We start from the raw sequence: 24,622 nt of genomic DNA, 5'->3' as shown, positions 1-24,622 counted from the left end.
CCCGCTATACTCGACGTGGAAGGCCTTTGCGGGTCGCTGGTAGAGAGCGGCTCTGAAAAGCATCATTCGACCCGGCATGACGGTCGCCGATGTTGGCGCAAACATTGGGGTCTACACGCGCTTTTTTGCTCAGGTACTGGGCGGCGCAGGTGCAGTTCACGCGTTTGAACCCGCACCTGAGAATTTCCGTCGGCTGCGAGCCACCACCCGCGGATTGAAGAATGTGACAGCCAATCAATCGGCCGTGGGCAATGTCAGCGGCAAAACGAGGCTCTATCTATCACCGCAACTCAACGTGGATCGTCAGACGTTCGACAGCGGCGAGGGACGCGTGAGCGTGGATATACCGCTCATTTCGCTCGACGACTATTTCATAGCAGAGAAGTCGACGCCATCGAGATCGATGTACAGGGATTCGAAATGGAAGTCCTGAAGGGCGCGCTTCGCACGCTGCAGGAGAGCGATGGCATCACAGTGTTGATGGAGCTCTGACTTTACGGCCTCCCCCGCGCCGGAACGGACCCGCACGAGTTGCTCGTCTTCTTAGAAAAACTCGGTTTCAAGATTATCCCCATACTCGACGAACCGAACGGCTCAATCAGAACCCTCCTGTCGCGACCGAGCAAGATAGATCAATATTGCAACGTGGTTGTCGCGCGACCGTAGACCTCTATCCAGTGGCAAATGCGAATGCTACCAACGAGCTATAAGATTAAAGTAGCGCGCCTAATTCGGCGTGTTCCTGCTCTTCGTGCGGCGCATCGTGGGGCTACCATCTACCGCCGCTGTGCGCCGCGGAGACATCAATTGGCATCTCGACCTCTCTGAAGGACTGGATCTCTCGATATATATACTGGGCGGCTTCAAAGTCCGCATACTTCGGTGCTATCGGGAACTCGGCAAGGAGGGCGATATCGTGCTCTATATCGGAGCACATATACTACCGCTAGCCAAGCTGGTCGGCACAAGCCGAAAAGTCTCCCCGTTCGAGCCGACGGCCTATGCCTTCAAGAAGTTGACGCTCAATATCGAGCTCAACAAAGATCTCGGTTCGCGCATCGTTGCGCAGCAAATGTTGTTTGTCGGATCAGAAACGGCCGCGATGCCCGATGCTATCTACTCAAGTTGGCCACTCGATGCCGCGGACGACTTGCACGAAGATCATCATGGACGTCTGAGGCGACAACCGGAGCGAGCGCTTCGACGCTCGATGCATTGCTCAAGAGCGCCGGAATTAACCACATTGACTTCATCAAGATCAACGTAGAAGGCAACGAGCTTAGCGTTCTGAGAGGTGCGCGATCCACTTGTAAGACGTTCGTCCCAAGGCTCATGATCGAGCTCGCCCCGTACGTGCATGCGGGACCGACCTGAAGTATTCGACAATCTTATACGTGAGATCACCCGGCTTGGCTATGATCTTAAAGACATGGCTACTGAACGTGTTCTCCCACTGTAGCAGCAGAGTTGAGAAAGATAATACCCGAGGGAGGCGGCCTGAATGTCCTGGCGTTCCCTCGCGCTTCAGCCGGTGCTGAAGTCAATCGCGTTTCCAGCTAGACACTTGGCGTCGGTGGGATATGGGCCTGCTTCGGCGCTCCGAATCTAGTACCCTTTCGCGCAGGAATGCGACTAGTCGCGGTACGCGCGATTTCACGCCTCTTTCACATCAAGGCTGTTTCGGCAGGGCTTCGAGCCTCTGATATAGGTCGCTATTTATCCCCGGATCCTGTTCAGCGTTGTACGCTGGTCGTCGCTTCGACCGATGGCCCTTTCGATTGACACCAGGGCGCCGGGCGGATCCATCCACGGCCGCCTTGACATTAGACTTCGCGGGGGAGTCAATGCTATGGGCGGCTGGCGGGGCGTATTTGGAGAAAAAATTTGGCGGCCCAGGATTCGAAACGGCGCGTGGCGTTGATCACCGGTGCGACTGGGCAGGACGGCGCCTATCTCGCCGAATATCTGCTTGGCCTCGGCTACTCCGTGCATGGCATCAAGCGGCGTTCGTCCTCGTTCAACACCCAGCGCGTCGACCATTTCTTTAAGGATCGCCACGCCGGCAATGTGCCGTTCCTGCTGCACTATGGCGACATGACCGGCTCGACCAACCCGATCCAGCCGATCCGGTCCGCCGAGATCGATAACTTGGCCGCCCAGAGCCATGTCGGCATCCAAGCCCAGAATATACCGCCAGTGCCGACGCGATTGGGATGCTCGGGCGCCGCTCGCAGCTGCTTTGTTAGGTCGGATGACGTGGGCCGTGGCTCGGCCCTGCGCACCCTCGATAAACCGAGCCAATAGCTATCAAGAAAACGATGACAGCAGGAGAAAGGAGTCCCCCGCGGCGTGTCCTCTATGTCGTCAACGAGGATTTTGCGTTCCTGCTCAACCGTCTGCCTATGGCACGAGCGGCTCGCGATGCAGGGTTTCAGGTACATGTGGCGACCAACGTGAACAGCGCCGCCGCCGCTATTGAGGCCGAAGGGTTTCTTCTGCACCGGATTCCGTTCCAGCGCGGCGGGCTCTCGCCGCTTGCCGCAATGCGGACGCTGAAAGCGATCCGGCAGCTCGAAAGGAAAATCCAGCCGAGCATAGTGCATCACTCCGGCCTGCAATGCTGCGTCTTCGGCTCAGTGGCCGCGCTCGGCCAAAACCTGCCCATGGTCAACGCGATCACCGGGCTCGGTTACATCTTCACCTCCGCGGGGTGGCGGTCGCGACTGTTGAAACAAGGTATAGTGCGCCTCCTGCCATGGATATTGAACGGCAAGCACAGCACCGTCCTGGTCCAAAATCCTGATGACCGAGAAACTCTCCTTGCGCTCGGCGTAAAGCCGGACAGGATGACGCTGATCCCCGGGTCCGGCGTCGATACCGAGGCTTTAAGACCCCTACCGGAGCCGGAAGCACCCATCACGATCGGATTTGCCGGACGACTTTTGATCGACAAAGGCATCCGTGCGCTGGTATCCGCCCACGGTATCCTACGCAGCCGAGGGTACGACTTTAAGCTCATCATCGCGGGCGATCCCGATCCGGCCAATCCTGCGTCGATTTCACGCGACGAAGTCGAAGGGTGGACGCATCGGTCCGGTATCACCTGGCTCGGGCACATTGACAACATCGTCTCGTTGTGGCGCAGCTGTCATATCGCAGTGCTGCCGTCGCATCGCGAAGGCCTGCCGGGAGCCCTGATGGAGGCGGCCGCATGCGCCCGCCCACTGATCGCAACCGACGCTCCGGGTTGCCGGGAAATTGTCCACAACGACCTAACAGGTCTACTCGTGCCGATTGAAGACCCAACCGCGCTAGCACAGGCCATTGTACGGCTTGCCGAATCCCCAGAATTGCGAGCGCGGTACGGTAAAGCAGCAAGGCAAGTTGTTGTTGAGAGGTTCTCAGCGAGAATCATCGGAAGCGCGATTGTCCAGCTTTACAACGATTTAGCGGCTCCGTGACGATCATTTACACGTGGCCATTTACGAAGTTAGTCGAAGCCTCGGATTTTCGAGCTGCACGAGTCGCGTCCGTCTACTCGATCTTGAACCTGCGGTAGGATTGCCCAAATGCGTGCGAATACCGACGTACTAGCGGACAAGATTTCGATGCGTGTGAGCCTGGCTCTCCTGATTGGCCTGCACATCATTGCCAGCTGCATTTCGCTCGCCTATCTCAGCCGCAATTATGGCTTTTATCATATCTATTATGATCCGGCGCTGCTCGGCGGTGCGATTGCGACGATCGCCGCGTTTTCCATCCTCTCGTACCTTTTCCTGAAAGCCCCATTCAGCTTCGGCTATTTTCTCGGCTTCTATTTCTACACCATGGTGCTGGGATATCTTTGGCTGAACTGCTTCTCCCGCTTTGAGTACAATCACTGGCTCAGCGGAGGCTCCGCGGTTCTGTCGATTGCCGCATTCCTGATTCCCGCATTGTTCGTCAGATCCCCGCTCCAACAAAGGTTCGCGATTTCGGAAGCCGCTTTTGATCGCGTGCTAACTCTCATCCTCATACTTGGCGTGGCCACGATCATCATCAGCGCAAGCTATGGCTTCAAGATGGTGTCGCTCCAACGCATGTATGACTTCCGCGGCAAGTCCAATATGCCGACCGTGCTCATCTATTGGGTCGGTATCATTTCGAACGCCCTCTTGCCTTTCGTCTTTGCCTGCTTCGCAGTCCGAGAAAATTACTGGCGAGCCGGCCTTACGCTCGCCCTCCTGCTGCTGTTCTATCCAATTACTCTGAACAAGATCGCGTTCTTTGCACCGGGATGGCTCTTGGTCTTGGCTATGTTGACGCGCGTGTTCGATTGCAGGATTGTGGTCGTAGCCTCGCTGTTGCTGCCTCTGCTTGCCGGGATCGTCTTGTACGGGATTTTCGGCCTGCAGGATGCGCGCTATCTCGAAATCGTCAATTTGCGGATGATCGCAACGCCCTCAAATGCGATGGACGTGTACAACGACTTCTTCTTCAGCCACCCCTTCACTCACTTTTGCCAGATCACGCTTCTCAAAGCCTTTGTCTCGTGTCCCTATCAGGAACAGTTGGGCGAAGTGATGCAAAAGGCCTACGATCTCGGTAACTTCAATGCCTCGCTGTTCGCAACTGAAGGGATCGCCTCGGTTGGCCCCCTGTGGGCGCCGATTTCGGCATTGGCCTGCGGACTTGTGATCGCCTTCGCAAATCGCCTTTCTTCGGGCTTACCACCCCGTTTCATCCTCATCTCGGGCTCGATTGTCCCTCAGATTCTCTTGAATGTTCCATTGACGACGACCCTCCTTTCGCACGGCGCCGCTTTTCTTTTCCTGCTTTGGTATCTAACACCGCGCTCGATGTTTACAGAACAGACGGCCCCTCGTGGGGTCGGTGTCCGGCGTGCTGGTCCGCACGTGACACATACCCCTGTGGCTTAGCCGAGATATGCGGATTCTTATCCTCAACGCCGACTACCCGCGCTTCTTGACCTGGCTCTATCGCGGCCAGCCGGGGCTCGACAACGCGCCCTACGCCACGCAAATGGCGGCGCGCAACAGGAGCCTGTTCGGCGTTGCGGACTTCTACTCGAGGAACTTCCACGCCTGTGGGCACTCCGCTGCTGAGATCCACGTCAACAATCCCTGGCTGCAGGCAGCCTGGGCACGGGGGCGTGGCATGGCGGTGGCGCTCGCCGAGCCGGCCATGGGCACCAGTAACCGACTTCCTGCGTGGCTGCTGCAGGCGGTCGCGCCGTTCAAGCCGATGTTGAGGCCGTTCGCGCGCAAGATTGGGCTTAGCCCGAAGCTCGATGCGCAGGCGGAAAAAATCCTGCTCGCCCAAATCGAGGATTTCAGGCCGGACCTGGTGCTGAACCAGGATACGTTTCACATCGATACCGCGCTGATGCGGCGCATTAAGGGAATCGGTAAGCCCAAACTTGTTGGCCAGATCGGCATTTCGCCGACCCGCGGTGAGGACTGGCGGGTCTATGATCTCTTGATCTCCCAGCTGGCCGCCACGGTTGAGTTTTTCCGAAGCCAGGGCGTCCGCGCCGAAGTGAGTCACCTCGCCTTCGAGCCCACCGTGAACGATGCGCTTCCTGCAGTGCCAGCCGCCGACGTCGATATCTCCTTCGTCGGCACGGTCTCGGCCGATCACCAGCAACGGATCGCGCTGTTGGAGGCCGTCGCCAAGCGCTACGACCTCAAGCTGTTCGGCAACATCGCGCCGGGTCTCCCCGCCTCCTCTCCCCTGCATCGCTGCTTTCAGGGCGAGGCCTGGGGTGCCGAGATGTATCAGGCTCTGCGGCGCTCCCGCATCACGCTGAACTCTCACATCGATATGGTCGGCCAGGAAGCCGGGAATGTGCGGCTATTCGAAGCGACCGGCATCGGCACGTTTCTGCTCACCGACTTCAAGGACAATCTGCACACGCTGTTCGATCTTGACCACGAAGTCGTGGCGTGGCGCTCGATCGACGACTGCCTCGAAAAGATTGAACAATATCTCGCGGACGATGCGGCACGAAAGGAGATCGCTGCTGCCGGTCAGCGCCGCACGCTGACGGTGCATAATTACGGCGAACGTACCCGCGCAATCCTGGCCGCCGTCGAAAATTCGTGACCACTCCGGCGCGACGGGATGGACGGAATATTTCCTTGACGCCGGGGGGCAAAGCAGCCACATTGCCCTCAAAATAGCCGCTTTGCGGTTGATTTTACTCACCTTTTTCGGCCGGCCGATGGATAGCGTCGAACACTGTCGCTTTAACGATCAGCTCTACGCGATCATCGTTCGCGCCTCCTTTCGGGAACCGGGGATCACGTTTTTCTCCACACCCGAATTGTCGCAGCAGCTTGCCTATATGAGCCACCCCCAGGGCAAGAGCATCGCGCCGCATCGGCACAACAAGGTGACGCGCGAGGTTCACTACACCCAGGAAGTGCTGGTGATCCAGAAAGGCAAGCTGCAGGTCGACTTCTACACGGAGGCCGAAGAATATCTGGAGAGCCGCGTGCTCGCGGCCGGAGACGTCATTCTTCTGTGCAGCGGCGCCCACGGATTCGAGGTGCTGGAACCGCTTGAGATGATTGAAATCAAGCAGGGCCCATACGCGGGCGAAGGTGACAAAACGCGCTTTCCCGAGGCGCCAGCGGCCGTGAGGCGGATCAAGGGTCCGATTGCGTGACGCAGGATTTCGTTCCAGTCAACACGCCGCTCCTGAACGGAAACGAAGCTGAATATCTGGCCGAGTGCGTTCGCACCGGATGGATATCTTCGGAAGGCCCATTCATTCCGCGGTTTGAGGCGGCGATGGCGCAGATCGCGGGACGGCGCCACGGCATTGCCGTCACCAACGGATCCGTTGCGCTCGATATTGCCGTTCACGCGCTTTCGCTCGAGCCGGGCAGCGAAGTCATCATCCCGACGTTTACGATCATCAGTTGCGCATCCGCGGTGATCCGCGCCGGACTTGTTCCCGTCGTGGTCGACTGCGATCCGAACACCTGGAATATGACCGCGGACGCAGTAGAAGCAGCGATCACCCCGAAAACCCGCGCAATCATGGTGGTGCACATCTACGGCCTGCCGGTCGACCTCGACCCGATCCTTGAACTTGCGCGCAAGCATGACCTTCGCGTGATCGAGGACGCTGCCGAGATGCACGGCCAGACTTATCGCGGCCAGCCCTGCGGCAGCTTTGGAGACGCGAGCACGTTCAGCTTCTATCCGAACAAGCACGTCACGACGGGCGAAGGCGGCATGATCCTGACCGATGACGCGCAACTCGCCGACCGGCTGCGCAGCCTCCGCAACCTCTGCTTCAAGCCCGAGCAGCGTTTCGTCCATGAAGAGCTTGGATGGAACGCGCGCATGACCAACCTGCAGGCCGCGCTCGGCGTCGCCCAGACCGAACGGCTGGGCGAGATGATCGATATCAAGCGCCGGACCGGCCGACGCTATGACGAGCTCCTGGAAGCGGTCGATCTGATCCAGCGCCCTGTCCCCCGCACCAATTACGCTGACAACGTCTATTGGGTGTACGGCGTCGTCCTGAAAGACGCGGTCGAGTTCGACGCCAAGGAAGCGATGCGCCGGCTTGCCGGCAAGGGCATCGGCACCCGTCCCTTCTTTTGGTGCATGCATGAACAGCCCGTCCTGCGCAGAGCCGGCCTGTTCGCGAGCGACTCGCATCCTCACGCGGAGCGGATCGCGCGCCGCGGCTTCTATCTCCCGAGCGGCCTTGGATTGACGGACGACCAGATCGTGCGATCCGCACAGGCGCTGAAGGAGATCCTTGCTTGAGCGCCTTCGAACGCTACGCGCCGTGGTATGACCTCCTCTATCAGGACAAGGATTATGCCGCGGAAGCATCCTTTGTGGACGTGCAACTCCGTCGTCATGGCGCTACGCCCGGTACGTTGCTCGATCTCGGTTGCGGCACCGGCGCACACGCCCATGAATTCGCGCGCATGGGATGGACAGTCACCGGGGTCGACATCAGCGCAGACATGATCCGCCGGGCCGAGGCGCGCACGGGAGGCGGTTCGGAACACGTTCGATTCCGGCAGGGGGACGTCTGTGAATCCGGCCCGGAGCGGGATTTCGACGCCGCGGTCGCCCTGTTCCATGTGGCAAGCTACCAGACCAGCCGGGGAAGACTTCAGAACATGCTGGCGAGTGCGGCCATCGCACTCAAGCCGGGCGGTATTCTCCTGTTCGACTATTGGTATGGCGGCGCCGTACTCGCGCAAGGCGTTGAAACCCGTGTCAAGGTCGTTGAACGCGCGCCACTGCGCGTCACCCGGATCGCCCAATCCAACCATAACGAGGCCAGCGCGACCGTTCAGGTCAACTACACGCTGTTCTGCGAGGACATTGCGCAATCGACGATCCATCGGATCGACGAAGCACACCACCTCCGCTACTGGTTTCCGTTCGAGGTCGAGGCGCTTCTCGGCGCGACCGGTTTCGAACCAATCGGTCACTATGCGTGGCTGTCGACGACCAGCCCGCCGAACTCGCGAGACTGGGCAGCTTATTCTATCGCCAGAAAAAAGACGGTTCAACCGTGAGGCAGTTTCACGTTGGCGTCGTGCTGGAGTTGCCGCTCGAGGTTGGCGGCGGCTTCCAGCAAGGGCTTAGCGATATCACATGGCTGCGCGGCTGGGCGAAGACGGCCGACATTGGTGTGACCGTCTTCACTACTCAGCCGAACAATATCGCCATCCTGGCTGAACTCGGCATCGAGGCCAAGCTGTTGCGGATTGGCTGGTTCGACCGGTTGTTCCTGTTCCTGAAATACTGCGGATGGTTCGACCTCCTGCAGTACGCGTTGCATCTGTGTCCGCCCTTTGAAAAGCGGCTGATCCGGGAGCAGGTCGACATCGTCTATTTCCTGACGACGTCGAACTGGCAACTTGTGCTCTACAAGCTGCCTTTCATCGTCACGATATTCGACGGTTGCCACCGCGATTCGCCGGAATTCGACGAGGCGCGCGAATTCGCCGAGTTCGAACGCCGCGAAATCGTCTTTCGCAGCGCCAGCACCAAGGCAGCTTTGGTCGTCGCCAATGCCAAAGAGGTGATTGATGCGCTATGCCGTCGCTATGCGATGGAACAGGATCGTGCGGTTTGTATCCCGTTTTCGCCATCGCCTTATGTGACACGGTCGAGTGAGGCTGGCGAGCAAACGGATGCGGACGGCGCGATCCTGCGCAAGTACGGGCTCGAGCCCGGCTATCTCTTCTACCCCGCCCAGTTCTGGTCTCATAAAAATCACGCAACCATCCTGCTGGCGATGAGTTTGCTGCAGAAGCACGGGGTACAGACAACGCTGGTGCTATGTGGATCGGATCGCGGTTCGCGTAGCGCAATCGAAGCCTTAGCCGCGCAACTCGGCCTTGGCGACCGCGTGCGTATCCTCGGCTTTGTTCCCTCTATCGAACTCGGCCCGCTCTATCGCAACGCAGGGGCGCTAGTGATGGCAAGCTACTTCGGTCCGACCAATCTGCCGCCGCTCGAAGCCTGGTCGGTCGGTACGCCCGTGATCTATCCCGAAGCCTTCAAGGCGCAAGCCGGCGATGCCGCCATCCTGTTCGACTACGACAATCCCGCTTCGCTGGCGGAAGCCATCGTCAAGGTCAGCCTACCCGAGGAACGTGCCCGGCTCGCCACAGCGGGCAAAGAGAGGCTCGAATATTTTGCGCGCCAGATTGACGACGGACATCGCGAGTTCGCGCAGCACCTTCTGAGACTGCGGTACCGCCGCTACCCTCGGATCTATTGAGGACCGCGGACGATCCTATCGGGGTATCGTCGCGATTATCTTTTCGCGGATATTTCCGATCAGCAACGGGATCGCCGCCACTCCTGCAACCACCAGCCAGATCGCACATTCCGCGAAGAAGCCCTGCATGCCGGTCCAGGATATCATGGAGCGGATCATAATTCCCAACCCCCAGCCTGCGATTATCGTCGCACCCATTACCCCCGCCAGAAACGCCAGGTGACGGAACGGATGCATGAGCGTTTGACGCATGATGACAAGCGTCAACAGACCGAACTGAACCAGCAGATCGCTCGCCACGATCGCGGCCGCCGCGCCGAGCGGGCCCAGTTGAGGGATCAGCAGCAGCGATAGCACGAGAAAGACAATGATCTGCAGCCCCTTGCTGCGTACGAGAAGATCGGCCCGGTTGCTGTAATTGGCATAGCTTAACGCCAAGATCGCGGGCGCGGCCACGCTGGTGCCGATCAGCATCGTCTTTGCCAGCAACGGATCGTAGGGAATGGCGCCGCGGGTCCAGAGCACGAAGAAATCAGGCCAGAACGGCAACAGTCCCGACACGACCGCACTGGCGAGCACCGCCACAAATACCGAACCGCGGGCATAGAGCGCGCGCAACCGTTCGGTCGCACCAACAGCATAGTCGTGGCCGAGTTCAGCAGCCAGCGGAAGAGTTACCTGCAGGCAGAGCGCCCGCAATAGCCCAGCCGCAACGCGGATCAATCCCCATTGTGCGACAGCGACGCGATCGGCTACCAGCGCGCTGACTAGGAGCACCGGGAGGTTCATCAGCGCCAGCTCGGTCGCGCCAGCGATTCCGAACGGCGCCGCCTTGCGTAGCTGACCGACCATCCAGCGCATGGGACGCCTGCCCCGCGCCTTGCGCAGGAATGGATGCAAGCGCGGCGCATCGATGGTGATCAGATAGACCGCAATCAATATCTGCATCGCGACATAGGCGAACGTGACGGCAAACAAGCTCGCTGTCACGACAATAGCAACCAACTGCGCGACCTGTCCGATCAGCGTTCCGAAGCTCTGCAACCAGACAGCGCGGCCGTACAGGCCCCGCGCCCGATAGAGTGCCGACACCAGACCCGCCGGAAGCGTGAGCAGCATGCCCGCCGTCATCGCCACAAAGGCAGCATCGAAATTCTCGATCGCCTCGAACCGGAACACCGTGGACGGCGAAACAGCCAGCGCCGCTGCCAGCACCAGACCGACGAGCACGACGCTAAGCCAGAGGTAGAGCCGCATTATCGCAGCATAGAATGTCGTGGTGCGGCCGTCGCAATCAACGCTGGACTTGAATGAGAAGAAGCGATTGATGGCACGAAGCTGCAGGCCGGCATCAGCAACCAGCACAAGATTGCCGATCGCATAGATGACAAACCAGGCGGCCAGCTCCTCGCCGTTCCAGAAATGCAGAAAGACAGGAACCAGCGCGACCTGCTGGATGATCCCGAGCACCATCTGGAAAATGCTGGCGGACCAACCCGCAAGCAGCCGTCGTGCCCGGGTCGGGGGCGAAATGCCCGCGGGGACGTTCTCTCTGCCGCGCGCGTTTGGCTCTTCGATCAAGTCCGGGGACCCCTTTGGCGTACAGAGGGGGGCTAGCAGCAACCCGATGGGATGTCGATACTTGGCCCTCGTGCCAAAACATGCGGCTAGCGGCCTCTCATGGACCACAGAGGCCACTGGCGCGGAGCAGCCACCCGAATATGAAAAGCGCACCCGGCCTTGCGGGGTGTCCCTAAAGCAAATCCCGGCCGCCTTCCCTTACGATCCCCGCCAAGCCACTCAAAACATCAAGTCCGCCATGCCGTTGCTGGCGGGAGGCAGACCTTGCCGGGAGGTTGTCCGGCGCTATTGTAGCGCCGCCGTTCTATCCGGAGCTCCTCGTAATGCCCGTCCCGCATGCATCGCAAGCCCTGTCCCGATTCACAGTTCTCGACCTCACCCGCGTCCGCTCCGGCCCCACCTGTGTGCGGCAGCTCGCGGACTGGGGTGCCAATGTCATCAAGATCGATGCATTGACGGAGGACGCCGGCGGCGAGCAACCGGGCGGCCCACGGCATGGCTCGGACTTCCAGAACCTGCACCGCAACAAGCGCGCGATGACGCTCAATCTCAAGGATCCGAAAGGCCTCGAAGTATTCAAGCGGCTAGCCGAACAGGCTGACGTTGTGGTTGAGAATTTCCGGCCTGATGTCAAAGCCAAACTCGGCATCGACTACGAGAGTCTCCGCCAGATCAATCCGCGCATTGTCTATGGCAGCATCTCCGGCTTCGGCCAGGACGGGCCCTACCATAAACGCCCGGGGTTCGATCAGATCGCGCAGGGCATGGGCGGATTGATGTCAGTGACCGGCGCGCCCGGCGGCGGCCCAATGCGGGTCGGTATTCCCGTTGCCGACCTTGCCGCCGGCCTGTTCTGTGCGATCGGCATCCTCACGGCGCTCCTGGAACGCGACGTATCGGGTGAGGGTCAATGGGTACAAACCTCGCTGTTGCAGGCGCAGATCTTCATGCTGGATTTCCAGGCCGCGCGCTGGCTGATGGAAAAGGAAGTGGCGCAGCAGGCCGGGAACAACCACCCGACGTCGATCCCCACCGGCGTGTTCAAGACGTCGGATGGTTACATCAACATCGCCACGACAGGCGGACGCATCTGGGAACGCTGCGCACAGGCGATCGGGGCGCCCGAACTCATCAGCGATCCCGACTATGCCACGGCTCCGGCACGCTCCAAGAACCGCGACGCGCTCAATGCGAGGATCAACGAGCTGACGCATAAGAAATCCACTGAGACCTGGGTCAACGAGCTGAACGCAGCCGGCGTGCCCTGCGGCCCGATCTATTCCATCGACCAGATGTTCGAGGATGCGCAAGTGAAATATCTCGGCATCGCCCAGGACGTGCCGAACACAGAGAACCGCCACATCCGACTGGTGGGCCAGCCGGTGACGCTGTCGCGGACGCCAAGCACGATGGCGGCGCGCCCACCGGAATTCGGCGAGCAGACCGATGAAGTGCTGGCGGAGTTCGGCTTCAGCAAGGATGAGATCGCCGAACTCAGGCAGCGCAAAGTCGTGTGAGGCTTTACGCCTTCGCCGGCCGCAGCCGGCGAGTGGCGCCGCTAAGCGCCTTGTCGATCAAGGGCCAGAACAACAGGACGATTGCGAGCGTCGTGATCGAACCGACAAGCCCGTTCGACCAGAACACCTTCATATCGCCGCCGGAGCCGATCATCGATAGCCGGAACGCATCCTCCGCACGGTTGCCGAGCACAAGCGCGAGCGTAAACGGCGCCAAGGGAATGCCGATCTTCTTGAAGACGTAACCGACCACGCCAAAGCCCAGCATCAGCCAGATATCGAACATCGCATTCTGGATCGCGTAAGCGCCGATCGCACAGGACACCACGATCATCGGTGCAACCGCCGCAAACGGCACGCGCAGGATCGAGGCGAAGATCGGCACTGTCGTCAGCACCAGGACCAGGCCAACGACGTTGGCGAGATACATCGAGGCAATCAGGCCCCAAACGAAATCCTTGTGCTCGACGAACAAGAGCGGCCCAGGATTAAGTCCCCATACCATCAAGCCGCCGAGCAGGATGGCGGCGGTTCCAGATCCGGGAATTCCGAGCGCAAGCATCGGAAGCAGCGCTGACGTGCCGGACGCATGCGCCGCCGTCTCCGGCGCAAATACGCCCTCGATACGGCCTTTGCCAAAACTGTCCTGGTCCTTGGCAAAGCGTTTGGCGAGATTGTAGCCCATGAACGAGGCGGCGATCGCGCCGCCCGGCGTGATTCCAAGCCAGCAACCGATGAAGGATGAACGCACCAGCGTCACCCAGTATTTCGGTAAATCTTTCCAGACCGACAGCACCACGTGCAGGCTGATGCCGGCAGCATGGCCGCGCAGCGCCAGACGCTCTTCCATTGTCAGCAGGATTTCGCTGATGCCGAACAGGCCGATGACCGCGACCAGGAAGTTGATGCCGCGGAGCAGCTCAGTAGAGCCAAAGGTCATGCGGAGCTGGCCGGACACGGTGTCCATGCCGACGCCGGCAAGCAGAAGACCAAGTGACATCGAGATGACGGTCTTGTGCTTGGCCTCGCGGCCAAGACCGACGAAGGAGCAGAAGGTCAGTAGATAGACCGCGAAGAATTCCGGCGGCCCGAACTTCAGCGCGAATGACGAGATCATCGGCGCCAGGAATGTGATCAGGAGCACCGCGACCAGCGAGCCGATGAAGGACGAGGTGAAAGCAGCCGTCAGCGCTTCCGCCGCCCTGCCCTGCTGCGCCATCGGATAGCCGTCAAACGTGGTCGCAACAGACCAAGCTTCGCCGGGAATATTGAACAGAATCGAGGTAATGGCGCCGCCGAACAGTGCCCCCCAGTAGATGCAGGATAGCATCACGATGGCCGAGGTCGGGTCCATCGTGAACGTCAACGGCAACAGGATCGCCACGCCATTCGGCCCACCAAGCCCCGGCAGTACGCCGACGAAAATGCCGAGCACGAGCCCGACCATCATCAGTAACAGCGTTTTCCAGGTGAGGAGAACGACGAAGCCGTGAAGGAGCAGGCCAAAAGCTTCCATGACTGAAAGTCCCGCCGATCGATTAGTAGCCAAGGGCCGCTTCGAGCGGTCCCTTCGGCATGATGACGTCGAAGGCGATGTCAAACGTCACGAACATCGCGGCGGTGAAGATGAAAGCGGTGAGCAGAGACTTCCACGCCGCGATCTTGCCGACAAAGCGCATGAAGCCAGCGATCAAGAGGAAGCTCGCAACATAGAGCCCAAGGAATTGCGTGGCGAGACAGAACAAGACCGTCGGCACGAACACCGCCATGACCCGGCGAAGCTGTGCCCGTGTCACAAAGATCTCGGAAGCTTCCTTGCGCGAGAAGATCGCTGCAGACAGCCCGTAGAGGCTGGCGCCGCCAAGAACGATCGAAAGGTAGAACGGGAAGTAGCCCGGCTCGGGGCCGGTCGCATCCCAGGCCGCGCCCGTGCGCCAATTATCCCATCCGAGCGTGACGGCAAGCGCGAGCAACACGAGCGACACGACAGCGTCCACGACGCGATTGCTGGTCACCGCGGGTGAATTAGCTTCCGGCGCAGTCGGATCGTCGACGACGATTTCGATATCGGTGTTGGACATGGAGGCAGACGGTTCGGACAGGCGCTCCAGCGTGGATACGTGCTGCCGCAACCGGCGTCAATCTAGCGCTCAACGCCTGCCGGTCCGCTCCGGGAACGCGCTCGCAAGTGCAGCATGATCGGGCCGGACCACGCCGCGTTCGGTGATCAAACCAGTCACCAGGCGCGCCGGCGTGACGTCAAAGCCGTAATTAGCGATCGGCGAGCCCTCGGGGACCACACGCACCATCTCAATTCGTCCATCCGCCGTACGCCCACTCATATGCGTCACTTCGCTTGCTGCACGCTGTTCGATCGGAATTTCCCGGCCATCATTGATACTAAAGTCGATAGTCGGCGACGGCAGTGCAACATAGAATGGCACGCTGTTGTCGCGCGCGGCGAGCGCCTTCAGGTAGGTACCGATCTTGTTGCAGACATCGCCATTGGCTGCGACCCGGTCGGTTCCAACGATCGCCAGATCGACCATGCCGTGCTGCATCAGATGACCCCCCGTGTTGTCGGGGATGATGGTGTGTGGGACGCCATGGTGGCCGAGTTCCCAGGCGGTGAGTGAGGCCCCCTGATTGCGCGGACGCGTTTCGTCGACCCAGACATGAACGCTGAGTCCCATGTCATGAGCCCGGTAGATCGGTGCCGTCGCCGTCCCCCAATCGACGGTAGCCAGCCAGCCCGCGTTGCAGTGCGTCAAAATGTTGATGGTGCCGCCGGCTTTCTTGGCAGCGATCGCCTCGATGACTTCGAGGCCGTGGCTGCCGATCGCCTGGTTGATCCCGACGTCCTCATCGGCGATCTCGCCGGCACGCTTATATGCTGCCTCCCTGCGCACGGAGGGCGCCAGCGGACGAAGCACAGCCGCCATCTCGTCGAGCGCCCATTTCAGATTGATGGCCGTCGGCCGGGTCGCGATCAGCAGCTTGTATGCGCGATCGAGCGCCACGTCGGACGGATCAGCGTGCATGGCCAACGCCATGCCGTAAGCGGCGGTAGCACCGATAAGCGGCGCACCGCGGACTAGCATGGCTTGGATTGCGTCCGCAGCCTCCTCCGCACTCGTCAGGCTCGCGATGACAAACTCATGCGGCAGCCACCGCTGATCGATAGCCCCGACGGACCAGCCGTCGGGGTCGAGCCAAATGCTGCGGAAATGCCGGCCATCGACTTTCATGAACGCAGGATCCGCGCTGCTACCGCGTCGAGTTTCCTGAGCAGTTCCGGATCGCGCGCCTCGGGCGCCGTGATCAGCGCGGTCTCAAGCGCGCGATCGGAGCCGATCGGGCACGGCTCGTGCTCGCGCGGGAAATCCTTTGCCAGCCGCGCCACCAGCGCCTTGGCCTTCTCGGCATTCGAATTAAGCACGCGAATGATGTCCTGCACGGTCACCGCATCGTGATCCGGATGCCAGCAATCGAAGTCGGTCACCATCGCGACGCTCGCGTAGCAAATCTCGGCTTCGCGAGCGAGCTTCGCCTCAGGCATGTTGGTCATGCCGATCACCGAGTAGCCGAGTTCCTTGTACGTCAGACTTTCGGCAAGGCTAGAGAACTGCGGACCTTCCATGCAGAGATAAGTGCCGCCCCTCGCGAAGGGAATACCTTCGGCGTCTGCGGCGGTCGCCAGATGAATGCGCAAGCGCGGCGACACCGGATGCGCCATCGAGACATGAGCGACGCAACCTCTGCCGAAGAACGAGCTTTCGCGCTTGTAGGTGCGGTCCACGAACTGATCGATAATCACGAAAGTACCAGGCGGCAGTTCCTCCTTGAACGAGCCGCAGGCCGACAGCGACACCAAGTCGGTAACCCCCGCCCGCTTCAGCACATCGATATTGGCCCGGTAGTTGATGTCGGACGGGGACAGGCGGTGCCCCTTGTCGTGCCGCGGCAGGAACACGATCGGCAGGCCGGCAATGGTGCCAAAGCGGAGCGGCGCGGAGGGCTCGCCCCAGGGGCTCCTGATCGCCTCCTCGCGGACGTTTTCAAGACCCGGCAAGTCATAGATGCCGGATCCGCCGATAATGCCTAGCACGGCGCTGGTCATGGCCTCTCCCGATCAGACTTTCGAAGTAACGTTCGACTATACTGCGACGCAATAATCAAGCATTCTCGAGGGCCGTAAACGGCGTTTGGTAGGTTAACCATGAACGACAAGGAAAAACGCCAATCCATCATCGATGCCTGCCTGCGCATGAATGCGCTCGGCATCAACCAGGGCACTTCGGGCAACATCAGCCTGCGGCATGAGGCCGGCCTGCTGATCACTCCGACCAGCGTCTCCTATGAGACGATGCGGCCCGAGCAGATCGTCTATATGGGTCTCGACGGCTCATTTGATCCGGCGCAGCGGCCATCGAGCGAATGGCGCTTCCACCTGGACATCCTGCGCGCTCGCCCGGACGTGAACGCCGTGGTTCACGCCCACCCGACCTATTGCACGATCCTCGCCATCATGGGTCTGGAGATCCCGCCGATCCACTACATGGTCGCGTGCGCCGGCGGCGACACGATCCGCTGTGCGCCCTACGCCACATTCGGAACGCAGGAACTTTCGGCGCATGCGGTCAAGGCGCTCGATGGAAGGCTGGCCTGCCTCCTCGAACATCACGGCATGATCGCCGTCGGGCCATCGCTGGCAAAGGCCATGTGGCTGGCGGTCGAGGTCGAAACGCTGGCGCGGCAGTACCACGGCTGTCTGCAGATCGGGAAGCCGCGTCAGCTGCCGACCGAAGAGATCGAAAATGTGCGTGTCCGCATGGCCGGTTACGGCCACGCGGATAAATGAGACCGGGGAATCCGACTGCTGCCGTGACGCGTTACTTGGCGACGAAGCCCGCTTCGTTCATCAGCGAAGCGTTGAGCTTGTCGTCTTCCTCCAGGAACTGCACCATGTCCTTGCCGGTGAGGAAGATCGGCTTCAGCGCCTGCTTTTCCATATAATCCTTATATTCCGGCGTTTGCGTTACTTTCTGAAACAGGTCGACATAGAATGCCTGCTGCTCGGCCGTGACTTTGCCCGGCAGGAACATCGCCCGCAGCATCAGGTATTGGACGTCGAGCCCCTCTTCCTTGCAGGTCGGGATGTCGTTCCAGGATTGCGTTTCGGTGACCTTGGTCTTGTAGGAGATGCGCTCCTTGTCGAACACACAAAGCGCGCGCACCTGGCCGGCGCGCCAGACTTCCAGATTCTCAGATGGATTGTTGACGTTGGCTTCGGTGTGATTCCCGACCAATTGCGTCGCCGCCTCTCCGCCAGACTTGTAGGGCAGATAGGAGAATTTCGCGCCGGTCTTCTGCTCCATGAACACGGTGAGCACGTGATCCTCGCGCTTGGAGCCGGTGCCGCCCATCTTGAACGGCGAGGATGCAGCCTTCGCTGCCGCAATGAACTCCTTCACTGTCTTGGGACCCGATGCGTTGTCCCACAAAACGAACTGATCCATTGCGACCACCGATACCGGAGTGAGGTCACGCCAGTTGAACGGAATTTTCGCCGACAGCGGCAGCATGTAAATCAGGGAATAGGCGATCAGCACCTTGTTTGGATCACCCTCGCTCGATTTCATATACATTAGCGCTTCGGCACCCGATGCGCCGCCCTTGAGCGAAACCACCATCGGCTGCTTCATCAGATTGTTCTTCTGGATCGCTGCCTGCATCATGCGCGCCATCTGGTCGGAGGCGCCGCCGGCTCCGGCAGCGACGACGATCTCGACGGGTTTGGTCGGCTCCCAAGCGGCAAGTGCCGGCGCGGTCATAAGAACGGCCGCCAAAGCGGTCGCGGCTCCTGCAAAATGTCTCACGTCTCTTCCCTATGTCTTTATTTGGATCTGGCACATCAGGGGCATGCCTGCGCACGCCATTGTGCGGACTGGGAACGCGAAGTTCAAGCCGCGAACCGCCAGATTGCTACTGACTTTGGAATGAGATTGTAAGCGCCGCGCGAGGAATCGGTCCTCTCCGCAGGCCCGCCCAGCGCACACCGCTCTCGCGGCACGTCTGCCCAGCGTCGGCCGCAGAAAAGACGATGATACCTACTTGCCCTTCCAGTTCGGCGTGCGCTTGTTGAGGAAGGCGTCCATGCCCTCTCGAAAATCCTCACTCATATAGGCGCGCAGGATCAGATCCTCGCCCTCATCACGCGACAGCGTGCGGCGGATGCGACGCACCGCCTCCTTCGTCACTTCGAGCGTGATCGGCGCGTGGCTCGCAATGAGCTTTGCGGTCTCGTCGGCGCGGCGCTGCAAGGTCGCGACGTCGGGCACGACTTCATTGAGCAAGCCGAGCGCCAGCGCTTCCGGCGCCTCGACCAGGCGAGCCTTGAAAATCATATCCTTGGTGCGCGCCGGACCGACCAGCGCGACGATGCGCGAAATATTCGACATCGAGAGGCAATTACCGAGCGTACGTGCGATTGGAAATCCGATCCGCGTCGCTTCGGTACCGATCCGGATGTCGCAGCAGGCTGCGATCCCGGCGCCGCCGCCCGTGCAGGCTCCGGCAATCGCCGCAATGACAGGCACCCGGCACTGCTCGAGAGCGCCGAGCACACGGTCGATCCGCGCTTCATAGTCAAGTGCGTCCTGCGCGGTCTTGAAGGCGCGGAATTGCGAGATGTCGGTACCGGAGGCAAAAGCCTTGTCACCGGCACCGGTCAGGATCAGCGCCTTGATCGAGCGGTCCTCGTTGATGCTCTCGCAGATCGAGGCCATCTGCTCGTACATCGCGAAGGTCAGCGCGTTACGCGCCTGCGGCCGGTTGAAAATGATCTTGGCGATCCCCTCCTCGACGGAATAGATCAGGTCTTCGCTGGGAGTGACTGGGGCGTTCATGGCGACCTCTTTCTCTCGTTGTCGGACCGGCTCAGGCGACCGCGGCCTTCGGCATCGGCAAGACGTCGCGCCCCTTGAGCACCTCCATCGCCGCCAACACTCCACCGCTCCGGTGCGGCACCTTGGCCAGGTCCAGCCCCATCTCGACGCCCGACAGCGTGCCCATCAGCATCAGGTCATTGAAGTGCCCGATATGGCCGATCCGGAAAACCTTGCCTTTGATATTGTTCAGGCCGGTCCCGAGCGACATGTCGAAGTTTTCCAGCACCACCTTGCGGAAATTGTCGGCGTCATGGCCTTCCGGCATCACCACACCGGTCAGGGCCGGCGAATGCGCTTGGGGATCCTGGCACTGGGTCTCCAGCCCCCACACCTTCATCGCCGCGCGCGTTGCCGCGCTGTGGCGCTTGTGGCGGGCGAAGACATTTTCGAGGCCCTCCTCTTCCAGCATCTTCACGGCCTCTCTCAGGCCCATCAGCAAATTAGTCGCCGGCGTATAGGGCCAAGTGCCCACCTTGTTGATGGCGATCACCTCCTGCCAGTCCCAGTAGGACCGCATCGCAGGGTTGGCCTTGGCCACCGCCAGCGCCTTCTCCGAAACGGCGTTGAAGCCAAGGCCCGGCGGCAGCATCAATCCCTTCTGGGAACCCGCGACCGAGACGTCAACGCCCCAGGCGTCATGTTCATATTCAAGCGAACCGAGGCCGGAGATGGTGTCGACCATCAAGAGCGCCGGATGGTTGATCCGATCCATAATCTTGCGAACCTCGAGGGGGTACGTCACGCACCCGGTGGAGGTCTCGTTGTGGACGATCATGACGGCCTTGATCTTGTGCTGGCGGTCGGCGGATAGCCGCGCGTCGATCTGCTCAAGATCGGCCCCGTGGCGCCAGTCACCGGGAACGAAGTCGATGTCGAGCTTGAACTTGTCGGCAATGCCGCGCCACAACACGGCGAACTGGCCAGTCTCGCACATCAACACCTTGTCACCGGGGGCGAGCGTGTTGACGATCGCGGCCTCCCAGGCGCCCGTCCCCGAGGACGGATAGATGATCACCGGCTGCTTGGTCCGGAATACCCGTTGCATGGCCGCCAGCACCGCATGGCCGAGCTCCGCAAATTCGGGACCGCGGTGGTCCAGGGTCGGCATGTCCATGGCGCGCAGAACCCGATCCGGCACGTTAGTCGGTCCCGGAATCTGCAGAAAATGCCGTCCAGTATGCAGGGTCATGAGGCGTCCTTCCCGGTCTAGCTTGGCGTCGCGAGCCGCTCGAATATCACCATTTTGCGGGCTTGTCCCTCGCCCAACGGTGCCCATCAATGCATAAGAAGCAGGGCTTTGCCTTGCCAAGCCGGTCCTTGGAAGGCAAGAGAATGGTGCAATGCACGAGAACCGACCGGCGGCGGCAATGAGAGCCGAACAGACCCAAAAAACGGCCGACAGCAGCGCGCTCGCTAAGAGCTTGGCCCGCGAGATCACAGGCGATGTGCTTTTCGACGCCTTCAGCCGCGGACGTTACGCGACCGATGCCTCGTTCTACCAGATCGTGCCCGAGGGCGTGGTGGTTCCCCGAACTATGGACGAGGCGCTGCGGGCGCTGACGATCGCGCGCGACGCCGGCCGGATCGTGACTCCCCGTGGAGGCGGCACCTCGCAATGCGGCCAAACCGTTAACCACGGCGTTGTGATCGATTTCTCGCGGCACCTGAATAAAATCCTATCGTTGGATGTGGAGAACCGGACCTGCGTGGTCGAGCCGGGCATCGTGCTCGACGATCTCAACCGCCAGCTCAGAAAGCATGGGCTGTGGTTTCCGGTCGACGTCTCCACCGCCTCACGCGCCACCATTGGTGGCATGGCCGGCAACAATTCCTGCGGCGGGCGCTCGCTGCGCTACGGCACCATGCGCGACAATACGCTGTCGATGGATGCCGCGCTTGCCGACGGCACGCTCCTGCATTTCAGCGAAGTGCCGCGCGATCTCGCGCAGGTGAATTCACCGGACAGCGGGCTGACACTCTTCCGGGACATGCTCGATCTCGGCGAGCGTGAGGCAGCCGAAATCGCAGACAAATTCCCGAAAGTGCAGCGCCGGGTCGGCGGTTATAATCTCGATGCGCTGGTGCCGCGCAATGCGCCGAACAACTTGGCGCATTTGCTGGTGGGATCCGAGGGTACCCTCGCCTTCACCACCAAAGTCGAGCTCAAGCTGTGGCCGACGATCCGCAACAAGGTGCTAGGCGTCTGTCATTTCGGCAGCTTCTACGAGGCGATGGACGCAGCCCAGCATCTGGTCAAGCTGCGGCCGATCGCAGTCGAACTGGTCGATCGCACCATGATCGCGCTCGGCCGGGATATCGCGATGTTCAAACCGGTCATCGCCTCCGCCGTGCGCGGCGATCCCGATGCGATCCTGGTGGTGGAATTCGCTGAGGAGGATCAGGCTGAAAATCTCACGCGGCTGAAGCAACTGGGCGAGTTGATGGGAGATCTCGGCTTCGGCTGGGACAAGCCGCCGCGCAAATGGGGTGGCGTGGTCGAGATCGTCGAACCCGCCCTGCAAAGCGCTATCGCCGACTTCCGTGCCGCCGGGCTCAACGTCATGATGTCGATGAAGCAGGAAGGCAAGCCGGTCTCCTTCGTCGAGGATTGCGCGGTGCCGTTGCCGCATCTCGCTGAATACACCGACCGGCTCAACGCCGTGTTCGCCAGGCACGGCACCAGCGGCACGATGTACGCTCACGCCTCCGAAGGCTGTCTGCATGTCCGCCCCGTGCTTAACCTCAAGCTCGAAAAGGACGTCAAGGCGATGCGCGCCATCGCCGAAGAGGCGTTTGCCCTGGTGCGCGAATACAAGGGCTCGCATTCCGGCGAGCATGGCGACGGCCTGGTGCGGTCGGAATTTCACGAGACGATGTTCGGCTCGCGCATTGTCGCCGACTTCAGGGAGATCAAACATCGGTTCGATCCGAACGGTGTGCTGAACCCCGGCAAGATCGTCGATCCACCAAGGATGGATGACCGTTCGTTGTTTCGCTACTCGCCGCAATACAAGGTCAACGAACTGAAGACCGTACTCGACTGGTCGGCATATCCGGGCGCCGGCGGCGGTTTCCAAGGTGCCGTCGAAATGTGCAACAATAACGGCGCTTGCCGGAAGCTTGAGGGCGGCGTGATGTGCCCGTCCTATCGCGCGACACGCAACGAGAAGGACGTTACGCGCGGACGCGCCAACACGTTGCGGCTGGCCATATCTGGGCAGTTGGGACCCGACGCGCTTTCGTCGGACGAGATGATGGAGACGCTAAAGCTCTGCGTCTCATGCAAGGCCTGTCGTCATGAGTGTCCGACTGGGGTCGACATGGCCAAGATGAAGATCGAGGTATTGGCTGCGCGAGCGGCGAAGCACGGGCTCTCGCTCCGCGACCGGCTGGTTGGCTATTTGCCCCGTTATGCGGGTCTTGCGTCGCGCTTTGCGCCATTAGCCAATTGGCGCAACAGCAGTAGATCGTTACGAGCGCTGTTCGAAAGGTTCACGGGCATCAGTTCGAAACGATCGCTGCCGGCATTCCGGCGCGATGTCTTCAAGACGGACGCGGAAGTCTTTGGTCCGGAACAGGGCCATGAAGTGGTTCTGTTCGCCGACACCTTCAACCGCACCTATGAGCGCGAGAACCTCGATGCCGCGCTGCGTGTACTCGTGGAGGGCGGCTACCGCGTTCATCTCCCGCAGCCCATCGATCGCGCCCGGCCGCTTTGCTGCGGACGCACATTCCTCTCGGCTGGCATGGTGGATCAGGCTCGCACCGAATTGGACCGGTTGGTCGCCACCTACGCGCCTTTCGCAGCGCGCGGCGTGCCGATCGTCGGCCTAGAACCGAGCTGCCTTTTGACCCTGCGCGACGAACTGCTCTCATTGCGTTCCGACGAAATCGCAAGAAACATCAGCGCCCATGCGCTGCTCTTTGAGGAGTTCTTGGTGCGCGAAGCGGAGGCTGGCCGCTTGCGGCTGCCGCTTGGCGCCATCGCCAACAAGGCCCTGGTCCACGGCCATTGTCACCAGAAATCATTCGGCGCGTTCAAGCCTGTCGAAAAAGTGCTGCGCCTTGTCCCGGACCTGACTGTCGAAAGCATCGAGTCGAGCTGTTGTGGCATGGCCGGCGCGTTCGGCTACGGCGCTGACACCTACCAGGCCTCGATCGATATGGCTGAACTCTCTCTCCTTCCCGCAGTGCGCCGCGCCGACAACACGACGCTGATTGTTGCTGACGGCACCTCGTGCCGACACCAGATCAAGGATGGCACTGCACGTTCTCCGCTCCATGTCGCACGTGTGCTGGCCATGAGCCTGGATCGCGCGAAATCCGAAGGTCACTCCACTCCCGTAAAGGAACCCCTCCATGACTGAGCTTACGCTTGATGTTGCCCGAAAGATCCTCGACGCCGCGCTTGCTACGGCCGTCGAGAAAAAGCTCAAGCCCCTTGTCATCACCATCCTCGACGCGCGCGGCGCGGTCAAACTGACCGCCGCGCAGGATGGGACCAGCCTGATGCGCGCCGAGATCGCGCATGGGAAAGCCTATGGCGCGCTGGCGCTCGGCATGGGATCACGGGCATTGTTTCAGCGCGCGCAGGAGCAGGCCTATTTCATCGGCGCGGTGAATGCGCTGGCGCAGGGCCGCCTGGTACCGGTGCCCGGCGGCGTACTCGTTCTGGATGGCACCACGCTGCTTGGTGCCGTTGGCGTCAGCGGCGATACTTCGGATAACGATGAGATCTGCGCGATCGCGGGCATCGAAGCAGCCGGCCTCAAGGCGAATCCGGGTCAGTCGCAGTAGGCGCG

21 protein-coding genes and 2 pseudogenes are annotated in these 24,622 nt (G+C 60.8%); 15 read left to right on the top strand and 8 right to left on the bottom strand.

Annotated features, from left to right (window positions below):
• Positions 1-76 precede the first annotated feature (76 nt).
• The 11 genes and pseudogenes from AC5ZG1_RS08460 (at position 77) to AC5ZG1_RS08410 (ending at position 9,772) form a co-directional block, all read left to right on the top strand.
• Positions 77-492 (top strand): annotated as a pseudogene (locus tag AC5ZG1_RS08460) (FkbM family methyltransferase).
• Positions 493-736: 244 nt separating this feature from the next.
• A complete protein-coding gene (locus tag AC5ZG1_RS08455) occupies positions 737-1,267 on the top strand; it encodes a hypothetical protein (RefSeq protein WP_496132698.1) in 531 nt (176 codons plus the stop codon).
• Complete coding sequence (locus tag AC5ZG1_RS08450) at positions 1,216-1,374, top strand: FkbM family methyltransferase (protein ID WP_496132572.1); 159 nt, start codon at positions 1,216-1,218, stop codon at positions 1,372-1,374. The genes AC5ZG1_RS08455 and AC5ZG1_RS08450 overlap by 52 nt, the downstream gene beginning before the upstream one ends.
• Before the next feature lie 510 nt (positions 1,375-1,884).
• A pseudogene (locus tag AC5ZG1_RS08445) lies at positions 1,885-2,219 on the top strand (GDP-mannose 4,6-dehydratase); the annotation flags it as partial.
• Between the two features lie 99 nt (positions 2,220-2,318).
• Positions 2,319-3,461 (top strand): glycosyltransferase family 4 protein, encoded by a 1,143-nt coding sequence (locus tag AC5ZG1_RS08440; RefSeq protein WP_496132571.1) that lies wholly within the window; start codon positions 2,319-2,321, stop codon positions 3,459-3,461.
• Positions 3,462-3,569: 108 nt separating this feature from the next.
• Entirely contained in the window at positions 3,570-4,919 is a 1,350-nt protein-coding gene (locus AC5ZG1_RS08435) for a hypothetical protein (RefSeq protein WP_496132570.1), read from the top strand.
• A 7-nt stretch (positions 4,920-4,926) separates the two neighbouring features.
• Complete coding sequence (locus AC5ZG1_RS08430; RefSeq protein ID WP_496132569.1) at positions 4,927-6,105, top strand: CgeB family protein; 1,179 nt, start codon at positions 4,927-4,929, stop codon at positions 6,103-6,105.
• A gap of 118 nt (positions 6,106-6,223) precedes the next feature.
• Positions 6,224-6,670 carry a cupin domain-containing protein gene (locus AC5ZG1_RS08425; RefSeq protein ID WP_496132568.1) on the top strand — a complete coding sequence of 149 codons (447 nt, stop codon included), beginning with the start codon at positions 6,224-6,226 and terminating at the stop codon, positions 6,668-6,670.
• Positions 6,667-7,788: a DegT/DnrJ/EryC1/StrS family aminotransferase gene (locus AC5ZG1_RS08420; protein ID WP_496132567.1), complete on the top strand. Its 1,122-nt coding sequence runs from the start codon at positions 6,667-6,669 to the stop codon at positions 7,786-7,788. Before AC5ZG1_RS08425 ends, AC5ZG1_RS08420 begins: the two co-directional genes overlap by 4 nt.
• Entirely contained in the window at positions 7,785-8,558 is a 774-nt protein-coding gene (locus AC5ZG1_RS08415; RefSeq protein WP_496132566.1) for a class I SAM-dependent DNA methyltransferase, read from the top strand. The genes AC5ZG1_RS08420 and AC5ZG1_RS08415 overlap by 4 nt, the downstream gene beginning before the upstream one ends.
• Positions 8,477-9,772 (top strand): glycosyltransferase, encoded by a 1,296-nt coding sequence (locus AC5ZG1_RS08410; RefSeq protein ID WP_496132565.1) that lies wholly within the window; start codon positions 8,477-8,479, stop codon positions 9,770-9,772. The genes AC5ZG1_RS08415 and AC5ZG1_RS08410 overlap by 82 nt, the downstream gene beginning before the upstream one ends.
• Positions 9,773-9,787: 15 nt before the next feature.
• On the opposite strand, the gene AC5ZG1_RS08405 is transcribed toward AC5ZG1_RS08410, so the two are convergent.
• The gene (locus tag AC5ZG1_RS08405) at positions 9,788-11,353 is read right to left on the bottom strand and encodes an MATE family efflux transporter (RefSeq protein WP_496132564.1); all 1,566 of its coding nucleotides are present in this window, start codon (positions 11,351-11,353) and stop codon (positions 9,788-9,790) included.
• 323 nt (positions 11,354-11,676) lie between these two features.
• Between AC5ZG1_RS08405 and AC5ZG1_RS08400 the strand changes: the two genes are divergently transcribed.
• Entirely contained in the window at positions 11,677-12,870 is a 1,194-nt protein-coding gene (locus AC5ZG1_RS08400) for a CaiB/BaiF CoA transferase family protein (RefSeq protein WP_496132563.1), read from the top strand.
• A 4-nt stretch (positions 12,871-12,874) separates the two neighbouring features.
• On the opposite strand, the gene AC5ZG1_RS08395 is transcribed toward AC5ZG1_RS08400, so the two are convergent.
• The 4 genes from AC5ZG1_RS08395 to AC5ZG1_RS08380 all read right to left on the bottom strand — a co-directional run bounded on the left by AC5ZG1_RS08395 (position 12,875) and on the right by AC5ZG1_RS08380 (position 16,990).
• Positions 12,875-14,386: a tripartite tricarboxylate transporter permease gene (locus AC5ZG1_RS08395; protein WP_496132562.1), complete on the bottom strand. Its 1,512-nt coding sequence runs from the start codon at positions 14,384-14,386 to the stop codon at positions 12,875-12,877.
• 22 nt (positions 14,387-14,408) lie between these two features.
• A complete protein-coding gene (locus AC5ZG1_RS08390; RefSeq protein ID WP_496132561.1) occupies positions 14,409-14,951 on the bottom strand; it encodes a tripartite tricarboxylate transporter TctB family protein in 543 nt (180 codons plus the stop codon).
• A gap of 69 nt (positions 14,952-15,020) precedes the next feature.
• The gene (gene mtnA, locus AC5ZG1_RS08385; protein ID WP_496132560.1) at positions 15,021-16,118 is read right to left on the bottom strand and encodes an S-methyl-5-thioribose-1-phosphate isomerase; all 1,098 of its coding nucleotides are present in this window, start codon (positions 16,116-16,118) and stop codon (positions 15,021-15,023) included.
• Positions 16,115-16,990, bottom strand: a complete 876-nt coding sequence (locus AC5ZG1_RS08380) for an S-methyl-5'-thioadenosine phosphorylase (protein ID WP_496132559.1) — start codon at positions 16,988-16,990, stop codon at positions 16,115-16,117. Before AC5ZG1_RS08380 ends, mtnA begins: the two co-directional genes overlap by 4 nt.
• A 99-nt stretch (positions 16,991-17,089) precedes the next feature.
• Here AC5ZG1_RS08380 and AC5ZG1_RS08375 point away from each other — a divergent pair, with 99 nt between their 5' ends.
• On the top strand, positions 17,090-17,731 hold the full coding sequence (locus AC5ZG1_RS08375; protein WP_496132558.1) for a class II aldolase/adducin family protein: 642 nt from the start codon (positions 17,090-17,092) through the stop codon (positions 17,729-17,731).
• 31 nt (positions 17,732-17,762) lie between these two features.
• On the opposite strand, the gene AC5ZG1_RS08370 is transcribed toward AC5ZG1_RS08375, so the two are convergent.
• From AC5ZG1_RS08370 to AC5ZG1_RS08360, 3 genes are all read right to left on the bottom strand, one after another.
• The gene (locus tag AC5ZG1_RS08370; protein ID WP_051334756.1) at positions 17,763-18,704 is read right to left on the bottom strand and encodes a Bug family tripartite tricarboxylate transporter substrate binding protein; all 942 of its coding nucleotides are present in this window, start codon (positions 18,702-18,704) and stop codon (positions 17,763-17,765) included.
• 276 nt (positions 18,705-18,980) lie between these two features.
• Positions 18,981-19,778, bottom strand: coding sequence for an enoyl-CoA hydratase/isomerase family protein (locus tag AC5ZG1_RS08365; RefSeq protein WP_130223594.1), 798 nt, complete (start codon positions 19,776-19,778; stop codon positions 18,981-18,983).
• A 31-nt stretch (positions 19,779-19,809) separates the two neighbouring features.
• On the bottom strand, positions 19,810-21,009 hold the full coding sequence (locus tag AC5ZG1_RS08360) for a pyridoxal-phosphate-dependent aminotransferase family protein (protein WP_496132557.1): 1,200 nt from the start codon (positions 21,007-21,009) through the stop codon (positions 19,810-19,812).
• 178 nt (positions 21,010-21,187) lie between these two features.
• Between AC5ZG1_RS08360 and AC5ZG1_RS08355 the strand changes: the two genes are divergently transcribed.
• Together AC5ZG1_RS08355 and AC5ZG1_RS08350 are read left to right on the top strand one after the other, a co-directional pair.
• Positions 21,188-24,187 carry an FAD-binding and (Fe-S)-binding domain-containing protein gene (locus AC5ZG1_RS08355; RefSeq protein WP_496132556.1) on the top strand — a complete coding sequence of 1,000 codons (3,000 nt, stop codon included), beginning with the start codon at positions 21,188-21,190 and terminating at the stop codon, positions 24,185-24,187.
• Complete coding sequence (locus AC5ZG1_RS08350) at positions 24,180-24,617, top strand: GlcG/HbpS family heme-binding protein (RefSeq protein ID WP_496132555.1); 438 nt, start codon at positions 24,180-24,182, stop codon at positions 24,615-24,617. The genes AC5ZG1_RS08355 and AC5ZG1_RS08350 overlap by 8 nt, the downstream gene beginning before the upstream one ends.
• Positions 24,618-24,622 lie beyond the last annotated feature (5 nt).

This window comes from Bradyrhizobium sp. Leo78, from assembly GCF_059512425.1.
The sequence above is the reverse complement of the archived record's forward strand: the minus strand, read 5'-3'. Positions and strand labels throughout refer to the sequence as shown.

Excerpts from the sequence above, each read along its gene's own strand:
- AC5ZG1_RS08440 (WP_496132571.1), top strand. The coding sequence starts at position 2,319 with ATGACAGCAGGAGAAAGGAGTCCCCCGCGGCGTGTCCTCTATGTCGTC.
- AC5ZG1_RS08435 (WP_496132570.1), top strand. The coding sequence starts at position 3,570 with ATGCGTGCGAATACCGACGTACTAGCGGACAAGATTTCGATGCGTGTG.
- AC5ZG1_RS08430 (WP_496132569.1), top strand. The coding sequence starts at position 4,927 with ATGCGGATTCTTATCCTCAACGCCGACTACCCGCGCTTCTTGACCTGG.
- AC5ZG1_RS08425 (WP_496132568.1), top strand. The coding sequence starts at position 6,224 with ATGGATAGCGTCGAACACTGTCGCTTTAACGATCAGCTCTACGCGATC.
- AC5ZG1_RS08400 (WP_496132563.1), top strand. The coding sequence starts at position 11,677 with ATGCCCGTCCCGCATGCATCGCAAGCCCTGTCCCGATTCACAGTTCTC.
- AC5ZG1_RS08395 (WP_496132562.1), bottom strand. The coding sequence starts at position 14,386 with ATGGAAGCTTTTGGCCTGCTCCTTCACGGCTTCGTCGTTCTCCTCACC.
- AC5ZG1_RS08390 (WP_496132561.1), bottom strand. The coding sequence starts at position 14,951 with ATGTCCAACACCGATATCGAAATCGTCGTCGACGATCCGACTGCGCCG.
- mtnA (WP_496132560.1), bottom strand. The coding sequence starts at position 16,118 with ATGAAAGTCGATGGCCGGCATTTCCGCAGCATTTGGCTCGACCCCGAC.
- AC5ZG1_RS08380 (WP_496132559.1), bottom strand. The coding sequence starts at position 16,990 with ATGACCAGCGCCGTGCTAGGCATTATCGGCGGATCCGGCATCTATGAC.
- AC5ZG1_RS08375 (WP_496132558.1), top strand. The coding sequence starts at position 17,090 with ATGAACGACAAGGAAAAACGCCAATCCATCATCGATGCCTGCCTGCGC.
- AC5ZG1_RS08370 (WP_051334756.1), bottom strand. The coding sequence starts at position 18,704 with ATGACCGCGCCGGCACTTGCCGCTTGGGAGCCGACCAAACCCGTCGAG.
- AC5ZG1_RS08365 (WP_130223594.1), bottom strand. The coding sequence starts at position 19,778 with ATGAACGCCCCAGTCACTCCCAGCGAAGACCTGATCTATTCCGTCGAG.
- AC5ZG1_RS08360 (WP_496132557.1), bottom strand. The coding sequence starts at position 21,009 with ATGACCCTGCATACTGGACGGCATTTTCTGCAGATTCCGGGACCGACT.
- AC5ZG1_RS08355 (WP_496132556.1), top strand. The coding sequence starts at position 21,188 with ATGAGAGCCGAACAGACCCAAAAAACGGCCGACAGCAGCGCGCTCGCT.
- AC5ZG1_RS08350 (WP_496132555.1), top strand. The coding sequence starts at position 24,180 with ATGACTGAGCTTACGCTTGATGTTGCCCGAAAGATCCTCGACGCCGCG.